At 40.6% G+C, this 23,897-nt stretch carries 17 protein-coding genes and 1 pseudogene; 15 read left to right on the plus strand and 3 right to left on the minus strand.

Going from position 1 to position 23,897, the window contains the following annotated elements; genetic code table 11:
• The first annotated feature begins 140 nt into the window (after positions 1 to 140).
• The gene (locus ABES02_RS06080; RefSeq protein WP_430132157.1) at positions 141 to 1,145 is read left to right on the plus strand and encodes an asparaginase; all 1,005 of its coding nucleotides are present in this window, start codon (positions 141 to 143) and stop codon (positions 1,143 to 1,145) included.
• 41 nt (positions 1,146 to 1,186) lie between these two features.
• Positions 1,187 to 2,626: an aspartate ammonia-lyase gene (gene aspA, locus ABES02_RS06085; RefSeq protein WP_430132160.1), complete on the plus strand. Its 1,440-nt coding sequence runs from the start codon at positions 1,187 to 1,189 to the stop codon at positions 2,624 to 2,626.
• A 416-nt stretch (positions 2,627 to 3,042) separates the two neighbouring features.
• Here the strand turns inward: aspA and ABES02_RS06090 are convergent, their stop codons facing one another.
• Entirely contained in the window at positions 3,043 to 4,254 is a 1,212-nt protein-coding gene (locus tag ABES02_RS06090; RefSeq protein ID WP_430132163.1) for an MFS transporter, read from the minus strand.
• A 220-nt stretch (positions 4,255 to 4,474) separates the two neighbouring features.
• Here ABES02_RS06090 and nirB (ABES02_RS06095) point away from each other — a divergent pair, with 220 nt between their 5' ends.
• The 6 genes from nirB (ABES02_RS06095) (at position 4,475) to ABES02_RS06120 (ending at position 14,121) form a co-directional block, all read left to right on the plus strand.
• Positions 4,475 to 6,826: a nitrite reductase large subunit NirB gene (nirB, locus tag ABES02_RS06095; protein WP_430132166.1), complete on the plus strand. Its 2,352-nt coding sequence runs from the start codon at positions 4,475 to 4,477 to the stop codon at positions 6,824 to 6,826.
• A gap of 17 nt (positions 6,827 to 6,843) precedes the next feature.
• The gene (nasC, locus tag ABES02_RS06100) at positions 6,844 to 8,991 is read left to right on the plus strand and encodes an assimilatory nitrate reductase catalytic subunit NasC (protein WP_430132169.1); all 2,148 of its coding nucleotides are present in this window, start codon (positions 6,844 to 6,846) and stop codon (positions 8,989 to 8,991) included.
• A gap of 90 nt (positions 8,992 to 9,081) precedes the next feature.
• Positions 9,082 to 11,496, plus strand: coding sequence for a nitrite reductase large subunit NirB (gene nirB / locus ABES02_RS06105; RefSeq protein ID WP_430132172.1), 2,415 nt, complete (start codon positions 9,082 to 9,084; stop codon positions 11,494 to 11,496).
• 32 nt (positions 11,497 to 11,528) lie between these two features.
• Positions 11,529 to 11,852 carry a nitrite reductase small subunit NirD gene (gene nirD / locus ABES02_RS06110; protein ID WP_430132174.1) on the plus strand — a complete coding sequence of 108 codons (324 nt, stop codon included), beginning with the start codon at positions 11,529 to 11,531 and terminating at the stop codon, positions 11,850 to 11,852.
• A 110-nt stretch (positions 11,853 to 11,962) separates the two neighbouring features.
• Positions 11,963 to 12,256, plus strand: a complete 294-nt coding sequence (locus ABES02_RS06115) for a hypothetical protein (protein WP_430132176.1) — start codon at positions 11,963 to 11,965, stop codon at positions 12,254 to 12,256.
• A gap of 116 nt (positions 12,257 to 12,372) precedes the next feature.
• A complete protein-coding gene (locus ABES02_RS06120; protein ID WP_430132179.1) occupies positions 12,373 to 14,121 on the plus strand; it encodes an AAA family ATPase in 1,749 nt (582 codons plus the stop codon).
• A 224-nt stretch (positions 14,122 to 14,345) separates the two neighbouring features.
• Here ABES02_RS06120 and ABES02_RS06125 read toward each other — a convergent pair whose 3' ends face one another.
• Together ABES02_RS06125 and ABES02_RS06130 are read right to left on the minus strand one after the other, a co-directional pair.
• A complete protein-coding gene (locus tag ABES02_RS06125; protein ID WP_430132182.1) occupies positions 14,346 to 15,599 on the minus strand; it encodes an MFS transporter in 1,254 nt (417 codons plus the stop codon).
• A 44-nt stretch (positions 15,600 to 15,643) separates the two neighbouring features.
• Positions 15,644 to 16,912: an MFS transporter gene (locus ABES02_RS06130; protein WP_430132184.1), complete on the minus strand. Its 1,269-nt coding sequence runs from the start codon at positions 16,910 to 16,912 to the stop codon at positions 15,644 to 15,646.
• Between the two features lie 156 nt (positions 16,913 to 17,068).
• Here ABES02_RS06130 and ABES02_RS06135 point away from each other — a divergent pair, with 156 nt between their 5' ends.
• The 7 genes and pseudogenes from ABES02_RS06135 (at position 17,069) to ABES02_RS06165 (ending at position 23,842) form a co-directional block, all read left to right on the plus strand.
• Entirely contained in the window at positions 17,069 to 17,908 is an 840-nt protein-coding gene (locus ABES02_RS06135; RefSeq protein WP_430132379.1) for a hypothetical protein, read from the plus strand.
• Between the two features lie 16 nt (positions 17,909 to 17,924).
• Positions 17,925 to 18,497: pseudogene (locus tag ABES02_RS06140) on the plus strand (Type 1 glutamine amidotransferase-like domain-containing protein); the annotation flags it as partial.
• A 69-nt stretch (positions 18,498 to 18,566) separates the two neighbouring features.
• Entirely contained in the window at positions 18,567 to 19,451 is an 885-nt protein-coding gene (locus tag ABES02_RS06145) for a proline iminopeptidase-family hydrolase (protein WP_430132380.1), read from the plus strand.
• 150 nt (positions 19,452 to 19,601) lie between these two features.
• Entirely contained in the window at positions 19,602 to 20,852 is a 1,251-nt protein-coding gene (locus ABES02_RS06150; RefSeq protein ID WP_430132187.1) for an ATP-binding protein, read from the plus strand.
• A 231-nt stretch (positions 20,853 to 21,083) separates the two neighbouring features.
• Positions 21,084 to 21,353, plus strand: coding sequence for a Spo0E family sporulation regulatory protein-aspartic acid phosphatase (locus ABES02_RS06155; protein ID WP_430132190.1), 270 nt, complete (start codon positions 21,084 to 21,086; stop codon positions 21,351 to 21,353).
• 464 nt (positions 21,354 to 21,817) lie between these two features.
• Positions 21,818 to 22,414 carry a SpoIID/LytB domain-containing protein gene (locus ABES02_RS06160; protein WP_430132194.1) on the plus strand — a complete coding sequence of 199 codons (597 nt, stop codon included), beginning with the start codon at positions 21,818 to 21,820 and terminating at the stop codon, positions 22,412 to 22,414.
• 102 nt (positions 22,415 to 22,516) lie between these two features.
• Complete coding sequence (locus tag ABES02_RS06165) at positions 22,517 to 23,842, plus strand: MDR family MFS transporter (RefSeq protein WP_430132197.1); 1,326 nt, start codon at positions 22,517 to 22,519, stop codon at positions 23,840 to 23,842.
• Positions 23,843 to 23,897 lie beyond the last annotated feature (55 nt).

The raw sequence follows: 23,897 nt of genomic DNA on the forward strand, positions 1-23,897 counted from the left end.
ATTATAGCATAGGTTTACAGAAAAATGTACGCGAATCGAGAACATAATCTTGATTTATTCAAATTAAGTTCTATAATGTAAGTATAAATACGCATTACGCGGATAAAAGACTATTTTTTCACACAATGGAGCTGTTACGTATGAAGAAAATATTATTGCTTGCAACTGGGGGAACAATTGCGTCAGTGGAAGGGAATGAGGGCCTCGTTCCTGGATTATCTGCTGAAGAGTTGCTCCATTATTGTCCGATTACCTCTTTCGATTTAAAAATTGATAGTAGAATCTTGATGAATATTGACAGCACCAATATGCAGCCGGAACATTGGGTAGAAATAGCTCAAGCTGTCTTTGATCATTACCATGATTACGACGGCTTTGTGATCACACATGGAACAGATACGTTAGCCTATACCTCGGCAGCCTTGTCCTATATGCTTAAAGGCCTCGATAAGCCGGTTGTGTTAACAGGCTCACAGGTTCCGATCAGCTTTAAAAAAACGGATGCAAAGAAAAATGTCTCAGACTCAATCCGCTTTGCGTGTGAAGATATTGGCGGAGTGTTTATTGTTTTTGATGGGCGAGTAATAAATGGAACAAGAGCGGTGAAAATGCGCACGAAAAGCTACGATGCTTTTGAAAGTGTGAATCACCCCTATGTGGCAATGATAAATGAAAAAGAAGTTAAATATCAGTGGAAACCAGCACCTCCTAGTCATCAGCTCACCTTAAATACTAGTTTGTGTACAGATGTTTTTCTAATGAAATTGTATCCCGGTACCAAACCGGAGATTTTTGATTGTTTAAAAGGGTTATATAAAGGAATTATCATCGAAAGCTTTGGAAACGGCGGTTTACCGTTTGAAGGGCGAAATTTGCTTGTAAAAATTGGGGAGCTGACGGAAGCCGGAATGGCTGTCGTCCTCACGACTCAATGCTTAGAGGAGGGGGAAGATTTACTACTCTATGAAGTGGGTCGGAAGGTAGCACAGCATCGCGTTATTTTATCTGGTGATATGAACACCGAAGCCATTGTAGCCAAACTTATGTGTGCTCTTGGCCAAACGGATGATTTAAATGAGGTCAAAAAGTTTATTGAAACACCTCTGGCTGGGGATTTAACGATGAGTTATGATAAAGAAGAGTAATAGTTTCATAGAATGGTTGTTAATAGGGGAGCGCGTATAGTATGTCAACTAATCAGAAAACTACTGGAAACGTACGGATTGAAAAAGATTTTTTAGGAACAAAAGAAGTGCCTGTCGATGCCTATTATGGTGTGCAAACTCTAAGGGCTGTCGAAAATTTTCCGATTACCGGTTATCGGATTCACGAAGACCTAATTAAAGCAATGGCGATGGTGAAAAAAGCGGCAGCACTGGCAAACATGGACGTGAAGCGTCTATATTCAGGAATTGGTGAAGCGATTGTAACCGCTGCAGACGAAATCATCGATGGTAAATGGCATGATCAAATCATCGTCGATCCGATTCAAGGTGGAGCCGGGACATCGATTAACATGAATGTAAATGAAGTCATCGCTAATCGAGCGATCGAGTTATTGGGAAAAGAAAAAGGGGACTACTATCATTGCAGTCCCAATACCCACGTGAATATGTCGCAATCAACGAATGATGCGTTTCCAACCGCCATTCATATTGCCGTCTTAAATCTTCTTGAAAAATTGCTGGATGCGATGGATATAATGCACAAGGTTTTTCTAGAGAAAGCTGCCGAATTTAATCATGTGATTAAAATGGGGCGGACACATCTACAAGATGCGGTTCCAATCCGTCTCGGTCAGGAATTTGAAGCATATGCCCGTTTCATTGGACGAGATATTAAGCGGATTAAACAATCTCGCCAGCATTTATATGAATTGAATATGGGAGCAACCGCTGTTGGTACAGGATTAAATGCCGACCCACGTTATATTGAATTAGTAGTCAAACATCTTGGAGAAATCAGCGGCTTACCACTAGTTGGTGCCGAACACCTTGTAGACGCAACTCAAAATACAGATGCTTACACAGAGGTATCTGCAGCTCTTAAAGTATGTATGATGAATATGTCAAAAATGGCGAACGATCTGCGGTTAATGGCTTCTGGGCCAAGGGCGGGATTAGCAGAAATCTCGCTGCCGGCACGTCAACCAGGTTCTTCCATTATGCCTGGAAAGGTAAATCCGGTAATGCCGGAGCTGATCAACCAAGTAGCTTTCCAAGTGATTGGTAATGATCATACGATTTGTCTTGCTTCAGAAGCAGGCCAGCTTGAATTGAATGTCATGGAGCCGGTCCTTGTTTTCAACCTGCTTCAGTCGATCAGCATTATGAACAATGCATTCCGCGTTTTCACTGAGCACTGCTTAAAAGGAATCAAAGCCAATGAAGACCGATTAAGAGAATATGTGGAAAAGAGTGTTGGCGTAATTACAGCGGTGAACCCACATATTGGGTATGAAGTAGCGGCACGTATTGCAAGAGAGGCGATATTAAGCGGGGCGCCGATTCGTGAATTATGTTTAAAATACCAGGTATTGACGGAAGAGGAACTTGATTTAATTCTCGACCCTTATGAAATGACCCATCCAGGTATTGCTGGTGCTTCATTACTGGAAAGAGAATAAGAATTTATGGTGCCTGACACCTACCTCCCGGGGGGATGTGTCAGGCACTTTTTTAGTTTTTTTATGATTCGCCGATAAAGTGGTCAGATTCGCCGATAAAATTGAAAATTCGCCGATAAAGTGGTGAAATTCGCCGATAAACATTCTAAATCCGCTGATAAAATATTTTAAGAGATTAAAATAGAGTAATTTTGCACCGGAATATAACATTTTGAGAGTTTTTTTAGTAAAAAAACAGCATTGATCATTTCTATAGGACATTTTTCTAGAATTCTAAGTGAGTTTTGTCCCATAGACGGCCTCTATTGGACATTTTTCCAGATACCAAATTGAGTTTTGTCCCATAGACCGCTTCTATCGGACATTTTTCCAAATATCAACATGAGTATTGTCCAATAGGCACTACGACTTCAGTTTTATTGCATTTTAACGGAGACTTCTTCCTCCGATGACCAGCCTTTACTCCAAGATAGATGGACTAACGCCAAAATGAAAAGAGCGGCGATGCCAATTACGCCAATCACAATAAAGCCGGTTGCATATGTTCCGGAAACTTGTTTTAGTGTTCCCAAAATATTAGGTACAAAGAATCCGCCAACCCCGCCAGCGGCTCCGACGATCCCAGTAATCATTCCAATCTCCTCCTGGAATCGCTGTGGAACAAGTTGAAAAACTGCACCGTTCCCCATTCCCAGGCAAAGCATCCCGATAAACAGAAAACTTGTCACCAAGTAAATAGACGGAAGCTGGCTTACGCCGAACATCGTGAGAGCTACCCCGATAAGTAGAAAAGTAAGCAAACGGCTGCCGCCGATTCTATCAGCTATGTATCCGCCAACTGGCCGAAAAAAGCTTCCAGCAGCCACACACAGCGTAACAAAATCTCCTGCCGTTACCTTTGATAGGTTATATTGATCTACAAAAAAGATACTTAAAAAACTAGATAAGCCAACAAATCCACCAAAAGTAACACTATAAAGCAAACAAAAATACCATGCATCTTTTTGTTTAAATACCTTGAAATAATCTACAATTGGCTTAGCCGGTGGCTGGGAAGGTGCATCCTTGGCTAAAACGACATATAGAATAAAAACTATTAGAAGAGGAATAAGGGCAAGACCCATTACATTATGCCAGCCGATATTTTCGGCAAGACGCGGACCGAGAAGGGTAGCAAAAAGAGTTCCACTATTCCCAGCGCCAGCAATCCCCATCGCCAATCCCTGTAAATGCGGCGGATACCAACGGCTTGCCATGGGTATCGCCGCAGCAAAGCTCGCACCCGCAACACCAAGAAGGATTCCGATCATATATAGCTCCGTTAAAGTTTGTCCAAATAACCAGCCCCATACTAGTGGAACCGTCGTAACCATCATCCCGCTAATTGCTGTTTTCCGTGGTCCAATCCGGTCGGTTAATACGCCAAGAATCAGCCGAAAAAAAGAACCACTCAGAATTGGAACAGCAACAATGAACCCTTTTTGAGAGGGCGAAAGACCGAAATCTTTTGTTATATAAACCCCGAGTGCCCCCAACATCACCCAAATCATAAAACTTACATCAAAGTATAAAAATGATGCCAACAATGATGGTGCATGACCGCTCTTTCTTAAATCCACTAATTTCATTATGCTGTACACCTCTCTAAGTAAAATATTTTACATTTTTTAGAATAGAGGGTATCGATCCATTTTGTCCGAAAATATGTAAGGTATCCTAACATGGATTTTCCCAGCAAAAATTGTATGTCAGAAAATGTAACACAATTAATTTTTATCCCATCGGTTTATGGAATAATGGAGAAAGTTCATGTGAATGCACACATTTTCGCAAGATGGAGGAGCTCAAATGGTAAAGCAAAAATTAATCTTGGTTGGGAACGGGATGTCAGGTATTCGCTGCCTTGAGGAAATCTTAAAGATAAATCCTGACCGCTTTGACATATCGGTATTCGGTAGTGAACCTCACCTGAACTATAATCGGATTTTATTGCCGACTGTTTTGCAGCGGAGGGCTACATTCGCTGAACTTACCTTAAATGATCGTGAATGGTACAAAAAACACCATATCCACCTGCACACAGGTGAAACGGTTATAAAAATTGACCATGAAAAACAGATGCTAAAAACAGATAAACAGCGCGAACTCTCCTATGATCACCTCATCATAGCGGCGGGTTCGATTCCGTTCTTCCTGCCGATACCAGGTGCCGATAAAGAAGGAGTGGTTGCCTTTCGGACGATTGAGGATTGTCAAAAGATGATCGAGGCTGCGCAAAAATACAGGAAGGCAGTGGTCATTGGCGGTGGGGTACTAGGGTTAGAAGCAGCAAGCGGCCTGCAAAACCTTGGAATGGAAGTGAGGGTAGTTCATAACACTCATTACTTAATGGAAAGGCAATTAGATAAAAAAGCATCAAAAATGCTTCAACGAGAATTAGAAAAACAAGGGATCCATTTTCTTTTAAAAAGAGAGACGGAAGAGATTCTCGGAGGTAACAGGGTCAAAGGCATGCGGTTTAAGGACGGAACTGAAGTTGAGGCGGATTTGGTGGTGATGGCCGTTGGAGTTAGGCCCAATGTCCAGTTAGCAAGGGAAAGCGGAGTCGAAATTAAACGCGGAATTATCGTCAACGACTATATGGAAACCAACCTGCCGAATATTTACGCAGTTGGAGAATGTGTGGAGCATCTTGGAATCGTTTATGGTTTGGTAAAGCCTTTGTTCGAGCAAGGAACGGTGTTAGCAAAACGAATTTGCGGAATCGAAGGTAATCGTTATAAAGGTTCCGTTCTTTCAACACAATTAAAAGTATCGGGTGTTGAGGTGTTTTCCGCTGGCCAGTTTTCGGAAGATGCATCGTCAAAGTCGATTAAAGTCGAAGATGAGGTAGCCGGGATTTATAAAAAAATTGTTTTGAAAGGTGATCAAATCATTGGGGCTGTGTTATTTGGTGACAAAAAAGAGAGTTCTAAGTTGCTAGAAATGATTCAAAAGAAACAAGATGTTTTGGATGTAGAAAAAGTAAAGCTTTTTCCATCGTTAACGAACGAGGGCAATACGGTTGCAGCGATGGCGGCTAATGAGCTCATTTGCAACTGTAATGGCGTCACGAAGGGCGCCATTATCGAGGCTGTTCAGAAAGAAGGACTATCGACGGTTGAACAAGTTAAAAAGTGCACAAAGGCTTCAAGTTCATGCGGTGGCTGTAAGCCTGCGGTGGCAGAAATATTATCCTATATGAATAGTGACGAATTCACCAGGGAAATAGAGCAGCCAACGATGTGTGCCTGTACATCATTAACCGAAGAAGAAGTAGTTCAGCAAATTCAGCTTTTGGGATCGACCACTGTTAAGGAAGTTTTAGAAATGCTTAATTGGAAAAATAAACAAGGTTGTCTCACCTGTCGTCCTGCTCTGTCCTATTATATAGGAATGATTCATCCGGAATATGAAAATAACCATGATGCTGCATTGGGAAACGATCATTGGAAAGCAACTGTCGAAATGAATGGCACATTTTCAGTGGTACCGCAAATGTACGGCGGAATGACGAACTCGGAAGAATTACGAAAAATTGCTGATGTTGCCGACAAATATGGGATAACGGAAATGGCCATAACCAGCGAACAAAGGGTTCGCTTGATGGGAGTGAAAGAGGCGGACCTCGCTGGCGTTTGTGGTGAACTGAACATGCATTTAAGCTCCCCCTTTAGGAATAAACTGCAAAATATCGAGGTCTGTCATGGGGAAGCATTTTGTCGATGTAACAAAAATTCGGCTCTAAATCTTGCTGCAAGTCTCGAAAAAAGATTCGAATACTTAACCATGCCAAATCGAGTAAAAATGGCTATCTCTCCTTGTTTACATAATGGTGCAGATAGAATGTTAAAGGATATCGTTGTGATTGGTATGGAAAGAGGCTGGGAGATTTATATGGGGGGCAGAGGTGGAGGAAAGATACGTGCTGGTGAGTTATTATGCATTGCCGAATCAGATGACGAAGCCATCGAACTTATCGGAGGGTTGCTTCAACTTTACCGAAAAACAGCCTGTTACCTGGAACAAACTTGGGAATGGTTTGACCGAGTTGGCTTAATTCACATAAGAGAAGTATTGTTTGACTTCGATCTTCTCCAGCCATTGATCGAGAGTTTAGAAAAGGATCGATTGCTTCAGAAGGAAAAAATAAGTATGTGAATCAGAGGTGAGATTTCTTGACTGAGATGCTTTTAAACTATTTCCGCACCAAGCAGCAAAAAGTGGAGTCGGAAAAAACATTTGAGACTCAATGCCCCTTTTGTAGTATGCAGTGCAAAATGCAATTGATTGAGCAATCGATTGTTTCTAGAAAAACCTATAAGACTATTGGAAAAGATAATCCCACTTCGGAGGGGCGATTATGTGTGAAAGGGCTGAATGCCCATCAGCATGCTTTTCACCGTGAGCGCTTGAAATATCCTTTATTAAAAGAAAATGGTCAATTTGTCCGGATTTCTTGGGAAGAAGCATTAAACAAAATTAAAGAAAACTTTACTACAATCCAAGCAGAGGACGGTCAAAATGCCTTAGCGGTCTATGGGAGTGCGTCCATTACCAATGAAGAAGCCTATTTATTGGGTAAGTTTGCCCGTGTTGCCTTAAAAACCAAATACATTGATTATAATGGCAGATTCTGTATGTCTGCAGCCGCATCAGCTGCCAACCAAACCTTTGGAATGGATCGGGGCTTTACAAATAGTCTTTCAGAAATTCCGAATACACGCTGTATTATTTTAGCGGGGACGAATATTGCCGAGTGTCAACCCACGATCATGCCATTTTTTGAAAAAGCCAGAGAAAATGGGGCATATTTGATTGCGATTGATCCGCGGGAAACGGCTACTACTAAAATCGCTGACTTACATTTAAAGCTAAAACCAGGAACAGATGCGGCACTAGCAAACGGATTATTGAAAGTCATCATCGAAGAAAACTATATCGATAGAGAGTTCATTCGTGAGCGAGTAAATGGGTTTGAAGGCGTTAAAGAGTTTGTTACGTCATTAGAACTACAAGAAATAGAAGAAATAACCGGAGTTCCAATGGAAGAAATTCGCAAAGCGGCGAGGAAGTTTGGCAAAGAAGAAACAGGAATGTTGTATACAGCGAGGGGGGTGGAACAGCAAACCGATGGATCGATTGCTGTACGTAATTTCCTGAATATTCTGCTTTCAACAGGAAAAATCGGGAGGCCGAACTGCGGCTATGGTGCCATTACGGGACAAGGGAATGGACAGGGCGCCAGAGAACATGGACAAAAAGCTGACCAGCTGCCGGGTTATCGATCCATCGAAAATGTCGAGGATCGTACATATATCGCCAAAGTCTGGGGGTTGGACCCGACAGAGCTGCCTGGAAAGGGCGTTTCTGCTTATGAAATGATGGAAAAAATCCATGATGGTGATATTACAGGCATGCTGCTAATGTGCTCCAACCCTATCATCTCCAGCCCCAATGCTCATTTGGTGAAAGAAGCACTGCAAAAATTAAAATTTTTTGTAGCAGTCGATTTATTTGTCTCTGAAACAGCGCAATTAGCAGATTTAATTTTACCCGCTTCTTCTTATTTAGAAGATGAAGGGACCATGACGAATGTTGAAGGTCGAGTGACATTTAGAGAAGCGAGTTACCCATGTCCAGGAGAGGTCAAGCATGATTGGCAAATTATCTGTGAAATTGCTCGCGTGCTTGGTAAAGAAGAATACTTTTCTTATTCTTCGGTGGAAGAAATTTTTCATGAGTTGAGATTGGCAAGCCGTGGGGGGAAAGCGGATTATTTTGGAATCACCTATGACCGCTTAAGAAAGGAAGGCGGCATATTATGGCCGTGCCCGGATCTGAAACATAAAGGGACGAAAAGACTGTTTGAAACTTCATTTGCTCACGCTGATGGCAAAGCGGTTATGGTGGCTGTTCCCAATAAACCAGCTGTAACGAAAGACGAAGTGAGCGATGCGTTTCCATTAATTTTAACCACCGGAAGAGTCATGTCGCATTATTTAACGGGCGTGCAAACGAGAAAAAGCGCGGCCTTGGCGGCCAGAAATGTGGAAGCCTTTATGCAAATCCACCCATCAACGGCAAGTATTTACCGGATTGAAGATCATACTTTGGTAAAAATTGAATCGAAACGAGGGAGCATAGTTGTTAGAAGTAAACTATCAGAAACCATTCGAAAAGATACTGTTTTCGTGCCGTTTCATTGGGTAGATTCACAAAATGTAAATCTACTGATCGCGAGAGACCTAGACCCAGACTGCAGAATGCCAGGCTTTAAGGTAAGTGCCGTGAGAGTGAGTCCGTTGATAGATTCAGTTTTTTAGAAAAAACATGTTAGAAAACATAACATGATAAGTCACATGATTCGAGGCCCATGGTATCATTTAGGAAACTTTCTAGGGGAGGAACGCCACTTGGAGATGAAAAAATTGGTTCTTGTTGGCAACGGTATGGCAGGGGTAAGAACGATCGAAGAGATATTAAAACAATCTAAAGATTTATATGAGATTACTATTTTTGGGAGCGAACCGCACCCTAATTATAATAGAATCCTCTTATCAAAGGTATTACAAGGCGATACAGAGGTAAAAGATATCACCTTAAACGACTGGGATTGGTATCAAGAAAACAACATTCATTTATATACAGGTGAAACCGTCATGAAAATAGATACACAGCGGAAAACGGTGGTGACAGACCGAGGGAGGATCCAGCCATATGATGAGTTAATTCTCGCAACGGGGTCCGTACCCTTTATCCTTCCCATTCCAGGAGCCGATAAAGAAGGGGTAACCGCTTTTAGGGATATAAAGGACACAGAAGTGATGCTAAAAGCATCCATGTCTTATAAAAAAGCAGCCGTCATTGGTGGCGGATTACTCGGACTCGAAGCAGCAAGGGGTCTATTAAACTTAGGGATGGATGTTTCCGTTATTCATCTGGCTCCCTTTTTGATGGAAAGACAATTAGATGCAACGGCAGGCAAGTTATTACAAACAGAATTAGAAAAACAAGGGATGACTTTTTTATTAGAAAAACAAACGCAAGAAATACTTGGTGATGATCGCGTAAGGGGATTAAGGTTTAGCGACGGAACGGAGATCGAAGCCGACCTGGTGGTAATGGCAGTCGGGATTAAGCCCAACATCCAATTAGCCAAAGAAAACGGCCTTTCCGTTAATCGCGGAATTATCGTCAATGATTATTTGGAAACGAACGTTGCAAATATTTATTCAGTTGGGGAATGTGCTGAACATAATGGAATTCCATACGGATTAGTGGCTCCGTTATATGAGCAAGGAAAAGTATTAGCTAAACATCTTTGCGGAGTGACGACCGCTCCTTATAAAGGTTCTGTTATTTATACTCAGTTGAAAGTTTCGGGTGTAGAGGTATTTTCAGCCGGCGACTTTACGGAAGGGAAAGATAAAAAAGCGATAAAGGTTTTTGATGAACATGACAATTTTTATAAAAAAATCGTCCTGCGTGATGATAAAATTGTTGGAGCTGTCCTGTTTGGGGATAGCAGCGACGGAAATCGGTTAGTTTCCATGATTCAAAAGCAGACCGATATCTCCGATACCATGAAGGTTTCCCTATTGCAGCCTCTTGACCAAGAGGTGAGCGGCAGTATCGTGTCCGTTTTGTCCGATGAAGAAATTATTTGCGGATGTAACGGTGTATCCAAAGGGGATATTATCCAAGCCATCCAGCAAAAGAGCTGTAGTTCGGTCAATGATATTAAGGCTTGTACAAGCGCTTCCCGATCATGCGGTGGATGTAAGCCGCTAGTTGCTGACTTGTTACAAATGACATTGGGGGCAGAGTTCGCGGTGAGCGCCCAAAAAGAGGCTATTTGCGGCTGTACCACTTTATCAAGGGATGAAGTAGTCGATGAAATCAAAGTGAAACGATTAACCCATATAAAAGAAGTGATGTCTGTTCTCGGATGGACGACAGATGAGGGCTGTTCAAAATGCCGACCCGCTTTGAACTACTATTTAGGAATGGTGAATCCAATTGAATACGAGGATGAAAGAGAATCGCGTTTTGTCAATGAACGGATGCATGCCAATATTCAAAAGGACGGAACCTATTCCGTTGTCCCAAGGATGTATGGCGGCGTGACCAATTCCCAGGATTTACGCCGAATTGCAGATGTCGTTGATAAATATGATATTCCGTTAGTCAAACTGACAGGAGGACAACGAATTGACTTACTAGGCATTAAAAAAGAAGATTTGCCGAAAGTGTGGGAGGAGCTGGACATGCCGTCTGGGTTTGCATACGGAAAATCACTTCGAACGGTTAAAACTTGTGTTGGTGAGCAGTTCTGCCGCTTTGGGACACAGGATTCCATGGGACTTGGAATGGAACTGGAAAAGAAATTTGAAGGGCTGCAAACTCCTCATAAAGTAAAAATGGCTGTATCTGCCTGTCCACGAAGCTGTGCGGAGTCCGGGTTTAAGGATATTGGTTTGATCGGTATTGACGGCGGTTGGGAAATCTATGTTGGCGGAAACGGAGGAACTCACGTCAGAGGAGGAGACCTTCTATCAAAAGTGAAGACTTCAGAAGAAGTGATCGATATTACAGGTGCTTACCTTCAATACTATCGGGAAACGGCCAACTATTTAGAACGGACTTCGGCTTGGATCGAGCGGGTAGGATTAGCGAATATCCAATCTGTACTGGATGATATGCAAAAAAGGAAGGAATTAACTAGTCGAATGGAGGAGGCTTTATCTGTCATTAGAGACCCATGGAAGGCCATTTTAGAGGATGAAAAAATGAAAAAAGAATTGTTTTCGAATGTGGTCATGGCATAATGGCGCTAAATGAAAAGGGGGAGTGTTAGCGGATGATAAACCAAAGCGTCAAGAAATTTCCCATTTGTTTTGTGAGAGATTTGCCTGATCGTTTAGGAAAAACGGTTGTTATAGGCGATAAAGAATTGGCCGTGTTCAAGTTGTCAAACGGAAAAGTTAGGGCGATAGAAAATCGTTGTCCGCATAAAGGCGGGGTGTTGAGTGAAGGAATTGTTAGCGGCGAATTCGTTTTTTGTCCGATGCATGATTGGAAGATTTGTCTTGAGGACGGAAAAGTTCAGGAGCCGGATTACGGCTGTGTAAAAAACTATCAAACCATTATAGAAGGGGAAGAGGTCTATCTTTTAATAGAATAGGTTGCAAAATTTTATAACAGAAAATTATGAATATTTTGTGAACAAAATCTATCCATTACCATCACCGGTTTTTATTACAAGCATATTATATACAAAGGTGGTGATGATAAATGGGCTTTGCACTATCAGACTGGATGCTCTATACATTATGGGGTGTTTATGGACTAATGATTCTTAATTTCCTTATTCAATTTATCCAAATGTTCTGGAAAGGCTCCTTTGATACAAGTTTTGTTCTAGACTATTTAAAGGATGTCGTCTACTTCGTTCTTCCATTGAACATTATTTTATCTATGCTATCCATTGACCCGACTGGATGGATACTGGTAACCTTCTACTTCATTGGCGGAATTGCTGTCGTGATCAAGTACGTGATGGACATCAAAAACAAACTTACAAATTAATTTTTGAGGCTCTCCTTTATTGGAGGGCTTTTTAGTTGGAAAAAAATTTTGCAACTTACACCTTTAGGCTAATTCTTCATATAATATTCCAAATTTTCTGAAATGGATGTGGGACCATGAAGAGTCATCGTTGGATAAAGTGGCGTAAATTCCTACTCTGGCTCGCCTTAATCGTGTTTATCGGCGTGCTGTTGGTGAGAGGAGGACCTGCCTATTGGTCGGTCGCTTTGACGATAATTAGCTATTTATTTCAGCTAATCTTTGCCATGTTATTTATGATTATTCAGTTTGTAGCACTCTTTTGGTTTCTGGCCCGAGGCCGAACGTACTGGATCCTTCCTGGTGAGACAGGAACAACCTGGGAAGATTATCGCGGTAATCCTGAGATTGTAGAAAATGCTAGGCGGATTGTCACCCTGCTTAGGGGTGTAAAAGAGTTTAAAGAGATGGGGGGCGAGGCGATTAGGGGTTTGCTTCTATGTGGTCCACCTGGCACTGGGAAGTCTTATTTAGCTCAGGTCATCGCCAATGAAGCACAGGTACCCTTTGCTTACGCATCTGCTCCAAGTTTTCAAAATATGTTTTTTGGTGTAGGAAACTTAAAAGTTATGGGTCTTTATAAGAAAGCCCGGAAGCTCGCTGATATGTATGGTGCTTGTATCATATTCATCGATGAAATCGACGCGATTGGAATGAGCAGGCAAGGTGGAGGAGGAGCAGGTGGCGGGCTGATGGGAATGGCCGGTATGGGTGGCGCTGGACTGCTTAATGAGCTTTTATTGCAAATGGATCCTCCAAATATCGACAACTCCAAGATTGCCAAACTGCTTCGTTCGCTTGGCCTTCGGAAAAAAGTGGCAGAGCGGCCGGCAGTATTGACCATTGGCGCTACGAACCTTCCTGATGTGCTCGACCAAGCCTTACTCCGTCCTGGCCGCTTTGACCGTAAGCTCTGGGTGGATTCCCCTGATTATGATGGTCGGGTAGATGTTTTCCAATACTATCTTAAAAAAGTAAAAATTGATGCATCCCTCACTTCTGAAAAGGCAGCCCTCGACACAATCGGCTATAGTCCTGCGCAAATCAAACATATCGTCAACGAGTCCGTCGTTATTGCTCATCAGCGCGGTGCGCAGGTTGCCAGTTATGAGGACTTCCGAGCAGCAATGGAAACCTATGAGTGGGGACTTAAACAGCCGCTTAGTTCCATGATGGAAGATGAGAAACGAAATGTCGCCTACCATGAGGCTGGTCATGCGGTGGCGCAATTTTTATTGAAGCCACATGAAAGAGTCTGGAAGGTGACGATTATCCGCCGTGGCGGTGCGCTTGGTCTAGCTGCGACAAAGCCAACGGAGGAGCGGTATAACCGAAGTGACAGTGAAATTTTAGCAGAAATCCAAGTTTGCCTAGCAGCACGTGCAGTGGAAGAAGAGTTCCTGCACAAAAAATTAAACGGAGTAACCTCTGATCTCCAGCAGGCAACGCTACTAGCCGGTGCCTACCTTGGCATGGTCGGAATGGGTGATGAATTGTTCAGCTGGCTTGCAGTAGGTTCCAGACTTGATGGCTTAAGAGCACTCCGTCCCAAAATCAATTTGCTGTTAAAAGATCAAATGCTCCAGGTTAAGAAGCTTGTCAATGAACACGCTGACTTTGTTCATTCGATTGCAGAAGAGCTGCTCAAACGTGGCGATTTGACAGGGGAGGAGATTGAAGAAATTTACGTAGGGCTATATGGTCAAACAAGACCAGAGCCTCCTAAGGTAGTAACTTCTGTTGACTATATAGATGCTCCTGTACTGTTATTGCCAGAAGCCGATTCGGAAATGGAAGAAACAGATGAATTAGGGGATACGAAATAAACAAATATGCAAACAACCTCGTCAAATCGGCGAGGTTGTTTTATGAAGGCAAAATTATACCTTCTTTTAGGTGAAATATATGCTATTTTAAGTTGTTTATTTTTTTATCGGCGAATTTTCTAAGTTTATCGGCGAATTCAAGTACTTTATCGGCGAATTTTAAAGTTTATCGGCGAATTCTTCCTTTTTATCGGCGAATCGTAAAAAAGCTACCATTTCCCACTTTATGATGATGAAGACGAAGACCATTCTTTAACTCTTTGATCACTAGGTAGAAAATATCCCAACAATCCAATAAGCGGTAAAAAACTTACCAGATTCAAAATAGATGTAAGGGAATAGGCGTCGATTAACGATCCGAGTGCAACCGCACCAAGGGCGCCGAGACCAAACGACAATCCCGTGGTAAGACCAGAAACGGTGCCAATCATATTGGGCACCAGTTCTTGTGCATATACGACCGTTACAGACCAACCAGACATTAAAATAAATCCATTAAAAATCAGAATCACAAACGCCCAAAAAGGTGTTGCATGCGGAAGCAAAAAGGCGAATGGAGCGGTTCCAACCATCGAGAAAAATAAAATATTTTTTCGGCCAAGTTTATCGGATAAGGGACCACCAAAAAATGTTCCAAGAGCCACCGCAACCCCGTATACGAAAATATAAATTTGTGCCTGTGTGAGGCTGAGATGAAAACGTTCCATTAACTGAAACGGATAATAAACAGAAATGGCTGAATGATACCAAGTGCGAACAAACAAAAGAAATAGGATTAGAACAAAGGTTAGCGTTACTCTTTTTCTATTTAAATTTGACATCCCTGTATTGGCTTGCTTTTTAACAGGAGGATTTAACTTTAATCTATTTTTATACCAACTAGAAATGTAGAGTTGTATTCCAATTGCTGACCCAGCTACAACCGTAAACCAGATGGCTCCAAACTGGCCAAATGGGACAAATATCAAAATGGTCATTAACGAAGCTAGAGACTGACCAAAATTACCGCCTACCTGAAAAATAGATTGTGCCAGGCCACGTTTCTTTCCTGCAGCCATATGAGCAACACGCGACGCTTCTGGATGGAAAACAGCCGAACCAATTCCGATAAAGATAGTTGAAAGCAAGATCATCCAATAGCTGGGTGCCAAAGCCAAGACCAATACGCCAATAAACGTCAGTACCATTCCAAGCGGCAATAAATAGGGTGACCGCTTCCGGTCAGAATAAAGCCCAATCGGCGGCTGTAATATTGATGCTGTAATATTAAGTGTAAAAATAATCGCCCCCGCTTGCATGTATGACAATTCCATTTTATTTTTTAAGATCGGCAAAATCGATGGAATTATCGCTTGAATGGTATCGTTAAATAAGTGAACGATACTTATCAGTAAAAGGATTCGGTATAATGTCGTTTTCTGGTCAGCTTGTTGCAAGCCCTTTGATAAACCAATTGTTTTTGTTGTTTCAGTTTGCAAGATACCTTCTCCTTTCTAATATTGATAATATCTGTTAATCATATCTACATTGCTTCTTCCATGTGCTCTTCCTTTAATTTTTGTTTTTTTATGACGACTACAAATAAACTGGCCACCAAACAAAAGACCCCTCCTAAAAAGAAAGCCAACGTATACGAATTAAAAATTTTATAAATCATCCCACCGCCGTATGCGGCAACAGCTGCACCTACCTGATGCGCCGCGAAAATCCATCCATAAACGATTCCACTTTTTTCAATTCCAAACACTTGCCTTGAAATGCTAATCGTAGGCGGAACAGTAGCAATCCAATCTAATCCATAAAAGATAGAAAAAATAACTAATAGAATGATAGAGCCTTTATTTAACGCTACTGGCAGTAATACAAGAGAAGCGCCTCTTAAGCCGTAATACCAAAATAACAACCAGCGATTATCAAAGCGATCTGATAACCAACCCGAAATCGTGGTTCCAATTAAATCAAAGATTCCCATAAAAGAGAGCATAGAAGCTGCAGTGACAACCGGGATCCCGTAGCTAATGCAATATGAAATAAAATGAGTTCCGATTAAGCCGCTTGTCGAAAGACCACAGATAAAAAAGCTGCCCGCTAATAGCCAAAATTCCCTGTATTTCACTGACTCTACTAACGCTTGAAAGGCCATGACAAGCGGATTTTTCTTTTGAAGACTAGGAGGTTCCGCTGGTTCTTCTTCAAGACCATAGGGAAACAGCCCTGCATCCTTTGGTGAATTTTTCATAAATAATAGAATGATTACGAGCATAACGATGCATAGAATCAGAATCAACCCAATCGCCCAGCGCCAGGAATAATTTTTGATCACAATCGCTAAAATAGGAAGTAATATTAGCTGACCGGTAGCTGTACTAGCCGTTAAGATTCCGACTGCCAATCCTCTTCGTTTTACAAACCAATGATTTGCTACATATGTACTTAAAACAGTTAAAAACAATCCTGATCCTATCCCAATAATCATTCCCCAAATTAACAATAACTGCCATTCTTGCTGCATGAAAAAGGTTAGTGTAATACCGCTCATCAATGTGAACATAGCACCGACCATCATTTTTTTCAAACCAAAAACTTCAAGTAAGGCAGCCATAAAAGGACCAGAAATGCCATATAAAAAAAGACTTACAGCAAAGGCTAAGGAAATAACAGAACGATCCCACCCAAATTCTTTTTCAAACGGAACAATAAAAACTCCTGACGAGGAACGTATGATCCCCGCTACAATAATGGAGAAAAAAGTTATGATAAGGATAATCCAGCCATAATGAATACGTTTCAAATCTTCACCCACGATCTTAAATAATATTAGAATATTACATCAATTCGATTGAATGTACAATAAAGACGCCTAAAAAAATATACCGTGCATGTTTTTAAGGAAAATGGTATAACATGGATGAATAGGAGTTGAACTAGCGAAGGGATACGAAACGTGATGGAAATCCTATTATCTTTTATACATACGTTATTGCTTAGTTTTATAGAATTGGTCTATCTTTTAGGTACGATTATAGCGGTTGGTTTGCTGTTAGGGATACTTGAAAGGTATTCCAATATGTTCTTGATTCGTGCGTTCGGACCCCGAGGGGTGCTTATGACCGCTTGGATTGGTACGCCTATTCACGAAATCGGGCATCTAATCCAGTGTTTCCTATGGGGACACAAGGTCTCAAGAGTCAAACTTTTACAGTTAAACAGTCCAAATGGAATCCTTGGGTTTGTAGAGCATCAATATAACCGTAACAGTATCTATCAGCAGGTTGGGAATTTCTTTATTGGTCTAGGTCCTATTTTTAGCGGAATCGGCTCGTTAATTTTGGGTATGTATCTTTGCGTCCCCCAATCTTATCAAACTTTTCAAGACCAACTTCATCAGCATGTTTCAATTGAAGAACTGGACCTCAATGTGATAAAAACAATTGGTGGTTCATTATTAGCTATTGGTAAAAGTCTTTTTACATTAGATAATTTCATTAATCCACTTTTTTGGATATTTTTAGCCATAGCCATTAGTATTTCATCTCATATCGCCTTAAGTAAAGCGGATATCCAAGGTTCCGCTAAAGGACTGTTGATGATATTCTTTATCTTAGTTTTCTTTAATCTGGCAGCAGGTTTCCTACATTTAAATAGCTACCGGTTGATTGTCAAACTCGCTGTGTATAATGCCTATGTGCTTGCTTTTTCCAGTATTGCCTTACTCTTTTCCTTCATTACCTTAGTAGTAAGTTTTATTCTGTATCAAGTAAAAAAGGATAGAAATGGAGTAACATGAATTGTTAAAATTAGTCTTGTTAAGTGATTTTTCAAAAAAGAATAATCCAATTTTAGAACAGCGCATCAAAGGGCTGATTTCAGGAGAGTCTTATAAGCTTGGCTATATTCCCTCTCAGTCAGATTTTGAACGGAAATACTTTCACATTGCCAAGGAATATTTTCGATCTCTAGGTGTTACTGATTTTTGCTATTTTGATGTTGATGGTGAGTATGATGAATCTTTGCTTGAAGAACTCATTACCTGTGATGGTCTCTACTTATCAGGAGGAAACACCTTCTATTTTTTAAAAAAGTTACATGAAAGAAAGCTTGTAGGAAGGATTCAAGACATGGTTTCAAAAGGAACTCTGTTAATTGGGGTAAGTGCAGGCAGTATTCTCATGTCTAAATCGATAAAAATCGCCGAATACATTGACGAAAATCATGTCCAATTGGAGAACTTAACGGCATTAGATTTAGTAGATTTTGAGTTTATGCCGCATTGGGAATCACAGCAAGCACGCCTAGGGGAACTTTTGGTATATTCGGCAACAGAGCAGAAAAAGATTATAACCTGCAATGACGGTGATGGCTTAATTATTTTAGGGGACTCTATCGAGTATTTCGGGAAAATGGACGTCATTCGCAATGGCAAAATGATTAAGGGGGGCAATAACATGCATCAAGAAGGTTTTATTGAGGTAACCGGGGGCAGAGTTTGGTATGAAATCTATAATAAGGAAGTTGCTAGCACTCCTGTCATTATTTTACACGGTGGACCAGGCTCTTCGTGTTATTCATTACAAGGGTTAAAAGTTTTGGCAGAGGACCGTCCGGTTATCCTTTACGATCAATTAGGGTGCGGAAAGTCTGATAGGCCAACTGATCCATCATTATGGCATCTTGATCGATTTGTCGAGGAATTAGCCCAAGTAAGGGAGGCGCTTAACCTTGATGAAGTACATATTCTTGGTCATTCATGGGGGACGACGCTTGCAGCAGCCTATTGTTTAACTAAACCAAGCGGGGTAACCAGTGTTATTTTTTCTAGCCCATGTTTAAGTGCTCCATTATGGGAGCAAGATCAAAGACGAAATCTTAAAAAGCTGCCAAAAGAGATTCAAGAGACCATCCTCCTCTGTGAAGAAACGGGAACGACCGATTCAAAAGAGTACGAAGAGGCCACTCTTGAATTTAATAAAAACTTTGTTAACAGATTGGACCCCTATCCAGAATGGTTAAAACAAGGACGACAGTATCGGAATCCAGATGTTTATAATATAATGTGGGGCCCATCTGAATTCACTGTGCTTGGCAACCTGAAAGAATTCGATTGCACTTCCCAATTAAACGAAATTACCTGTCCGACCCTTTTTACGTGCGGTCGTTTTGATGAGGCCACACCGGAGTCTACAGAGTATTTTAGCATGCTTACCCCAAACGGCCAATTCCATGTTTTTGAAAACAGTGCTCATATGCCTTATGTGGAGGAGCCTGAAGAATATTTGCGTGTCATCGGCGGGTACTTAAAAGCCATCGATACAAAAAAATCCACTATTTAAATGATGGTGGATTTTTCCTTTTTGATGTTTTTTATCCATTTCAGATATTATTTTGCTATGATTAAAAGAAAAATAGATTATTTTGAAGGAATATAACGGATTATGCCGAAATGGATATAAGACAATCTTCCTATATAAGAGGGCAGAATAATGAATAAAGCAGGTCAAATTTCTTTAGTATTCATTTCGATACTTTTTTCATTGTATCAAAAGTTCACAGATCATCATCCATTTTTTACGATTGACTTTGTTATTTTTACCGCGATTGCGTGGGTAGTCGGCTGGCAATATGATAAAGCTCGCTTTTTTGAAAAAAAAGCCCGGACGAGTGAAGACAGTTATAAGCAATTGATTGATTCCTTGCCGGAGCCGGTTTATGTTACCAAAGACCATCAACTTATTTATCTTAATAAAGCCGCTTTATCCATGGTTGGGGCTAAGCAAAAAGATGAAATAATCGGAAAATCCATCATGGATTTTATTTTACCGGAATACAAGGACCGTTTATTAGAGCGTTATAAACAAATTTTAAAAGCAAAACAGCCGGTTAATACGATTCAATACAAAGCAAGACGACTTGACGGAACAACATTCTTTTTTGAAAGTTCATCAATGAACATCGTTTTTGGCGGTAAAGAAGCAGTATTATCGATTGGACAGGATATTACAGACCGAAAAGAGCAAACAGAGCGGTTGTTACAAAAGTCTGAGAAACTAGCGCTTTTGGGGCAAATGGCAGCAGGAATTGCCCATGAAATCCGCAATCCGCTAACATCGATTAAAGGGTTTATTCAGCTGTTTAAATCCAATCAACAACAAGAAGAGTATTTTGATATAGTTTTGGCAGAGCTCGAACGAATTAATTTGATTGTTGGTGAATTTCTTGTTCTGGCAAAACCTACCGCTGCTGTTTTTATTGAAAAAGATATAACGGTCCTCATTAAAGATGTTGTTACATTAATCAGTACGCAATCGATCCTAAATAGTGTGGAAATCTTCGTTGATTATGAGGGTGATATCCCGAGGATAAGCTGCGAAGAAAATCAGTTAAAACAAGTATTAATAAATCTTTTAAAGAACGCCATTGAAGCGATGCCGAATGGCGGGAATATTTATGTGAATGTGAAACTAAAGGAAGAAGGAAAAATTTCTATAACCATTGCTGATCAAGGGATTGGGATTCCAAAGGAAAGGATGGCCACTCTTGGAGAGCCTTTTTATACAACGAAAGAAAAGGGAACGGGTCTCGGTCTGATGACTTGTTATCGGATCATCGAAAGTCATCATGGTGAGCTTTTGATCCACAGTGAAATAAATGAAGGAACCACGATTGAAATTACTTTGCCGACGATTAAGCAGCCATTATTGAAAAAAGAGCTAAGCTATTCTTCTGTAAATTGAATAAGAGGAAATCCCCGTAGGCTAAATGGACCACGGGGATTTTTTATATTGAAAATTTGTCGAAACTGCAATTTTGTTGTTTTATCAAGTCGAATCTTTTGGAATTGCGTCTTTTTTTAGCTTGTTTTATCGAAACGGTTCACCGTATTACAGAAAGTGATATAATACATTTTGCGTCAATTGTTTACAGTATTCGAAATTATTACATATCTTTTGAGGTGTATTTTTGTTATGAGACAGGAACAGTTAGAAGAAGCCATTAGTAAAAAAAGAGATGAGATGATAAGAATTGGAATGACAAAGGGGCTTCACTGCGAAGAAACGGTCCTTTGCAGTCAAGAACTGGATAACATGTTGAACGAATATAATCGAAAATATTTAAACCGAGACCGACATAAGTCATTTAACCATTATCATCCACTCTTGCTTTCTTTACATGAGTACTCATTTAAACTCTTTGTGCTAAGCTGCAATTCCTATATTCGTTACTTTCAGTTTTGAAAAGATCGTCAATTTTAATTGGTAAAGATATTCCATTGAGGACTTCTGAACTATTACTATATGATTATCCTTGCAATTGGATTGATTAATAGTTTCGAAGGGAAAAATAGATTGAAAAAAATCCTGCTGATAATCATGGCTATTTTGATTCTTATTCCTTTTCTTCCTCAAAACAAAGGTTTCGCAGCACAGACTGAACCGATCATAAAAGTGAAGTTGACGAATTTTTTAGGGAATAAAGCAGAAGTCACGTTGAAGCCAAATGGCGATTTTTCCACGAGCAATAGAATGTTACATTATAATCGGGTACCACTTATCTATTAAAACAGGAAAATCAAAAGCTTTCTATATATAAAGATGACGTTTTGCTCAATTCCTCTAGTACTTTTTCAGCAAAGCCTGTATTGCAGAATTCTCAGCTTTCAATTAATAATCGATTATATCTGGGAAGTTTTGATTTTATTGTGGAAAATAACCGTTATGTACGGCCGATTAATAGCGTGTCCATGGAAGATTATTTAAAAGGCGTTGTTCCCATTGAAATGTATCCTTCATGGAACATTGAAGCTTTAAAAACACAAGCAGTAGCAGCAAGAACGTATGCGATGAGTTACACTACTCGCGGTGTCATTGATGATACCATTTTGTATCAAGTATACGGTGGCTACAATTGGACCGCTAATTCCACTAAAGCGGTTGATGAAACAGAGGGACAAGTTGCCCAGTTTAACGGTCGTTTAATCAGTGCAGTTTATTCTGCCAGTAATGGCGGCAGGACAGAAACCAATACGAACGCGTGGGGAACGGCACTAGTTCCTTATTTAGCAATCAGGCAAGATCCATATGACCCTAAAACTGTATGGAGTTTCACCATTCACAAAACACAAATTGATTTAACCTCAAAAGATTTAGCAAAGGCTTCAGAATGGTGGTCCACAACGAAAGAAGCCGATCTCGCAATTACCTCTAATATTAAAATGTGGTTAACTGACAATGGATATTGCATCGAACGGGTATTTGATTCACTAAAAAGGCTGATTCATTTCAGCTTTTTTTTTTGAAAAAAATAAGATAAATAGAATCACATTTTGCTATAATGATAGTGGTTCATTTGTAATTGTAAAAAATAGGTAGAAACTCAACAGGTTTTTTCAGGAGGATGTATGAAGAAGAACAAATATGTGTTTTGGGGATTAGTGATTACAACCCTCATTTCGGCACTTGATGCAAACATCATGCAAACGGCAAGCCCAACGATTGTGAAGCAGCTCGGCGGAATGGAGCTATTTGCATGGATTTTTGTAGTGTATATGTTAGCAAGCACGGTAACCGTTCCACTTTATGGGAAATTATCCGATATGTATGGCCGGAAAAAGCTCCTCATGTTCGCTGTCGGATTATTTACCCTCGGTTCGATTCTATGCGGCATCGCGAACTCGATGGTGACGCTGATTATTTTTAGAGGGATCCAAGGGTTAGGAGCCGGCGGGATGATTCCGCTTTCCATCATTATCGTTGGTGATTTGTTTACCATCGAAACACGGGGGAGAATCCAGGCAGTCTTTAGCAGCATTTGGGCTATCTCCTCAATCGTTGGACCAGTCCTAGGCTCATTTTTTGTGGAAGCTTTAACCTGGAGATGGATTTTCTTTATCAATATCCCCATTGGAATTGCAACCGTCCTGTGTTTGATTCCGTATAAGGAGCAAACAGAATTTAAAAAGACTCATATTGATTTTAAAGGGTTCTTCTTATTTGGGATATCCATCACACTGTTATTGTTAGCGACAAATGTAGGCAATGCCCTTTGGTACGTAATCATTGGAATAATCGGATTAATTGTTTTCTTTTTAGTGGAAAAGAAAGAAAAACATCCATTTCTCCCAGTTTCGTTGTTTCAAAACAAGGGAATCCTCATGTCCAACCTTTTCATGCTGGTCTATTGCCTTTCCTTTTTTGGGACATCCAACTTTATTCCTTTGTATTTACAAGAAGGAAATCACATGAGTATTTATAAAAGCGGTCTGATCTTGTTGAGTATTGCACTCGGCTGGACATTTGGAAGCACGCCGGCTGGAAAGTGGATCATTCGCTTTGGCTATAAAAAATTATTTATGATTGGAAGCTTCATTACGGCCATATCAGGCTTGGCACTATATCTATTCATAAATGACCTTTCCTACATGGGTTTATTTCTGATATTAACTGTACAGGGATTATCATTCGGTTTATTATTTGCGGTCGGGACGATTGCCTCTCAGGAATTTGCGGATGCGGAAATCAAAGGGGTGTCCACTTCACTGCAAATGTTTCTACGGAACATTGGAACTTCCATCGGGGTTACCATCATGGGGTTATTGATTAACCATGCATCGAGCATTGTAATTGGAATGAAAAACGTGTTCCTCTTTGCTCTCTGTTTAAGTTTAGTCACGGTATTCCTAAGCTTTTTCATTCCTGCCAAAACAGCTGCAATGAGGAATAATTAGAAAAAGCCGCCTTCGGATATAGAGGAAGGCGGTTTCTTAATTTTATACTATACTC

Source organism: Neobacillus pocheonensis, from assembly GCF_050477905.1.
GTDB classification, from domain to species: domain Bacteria; phylum Bacillota; class Bacilli; order Bacillales; family Cytobacillaceae; genus Neobacillus; species Neobacillus pocheonensis_A.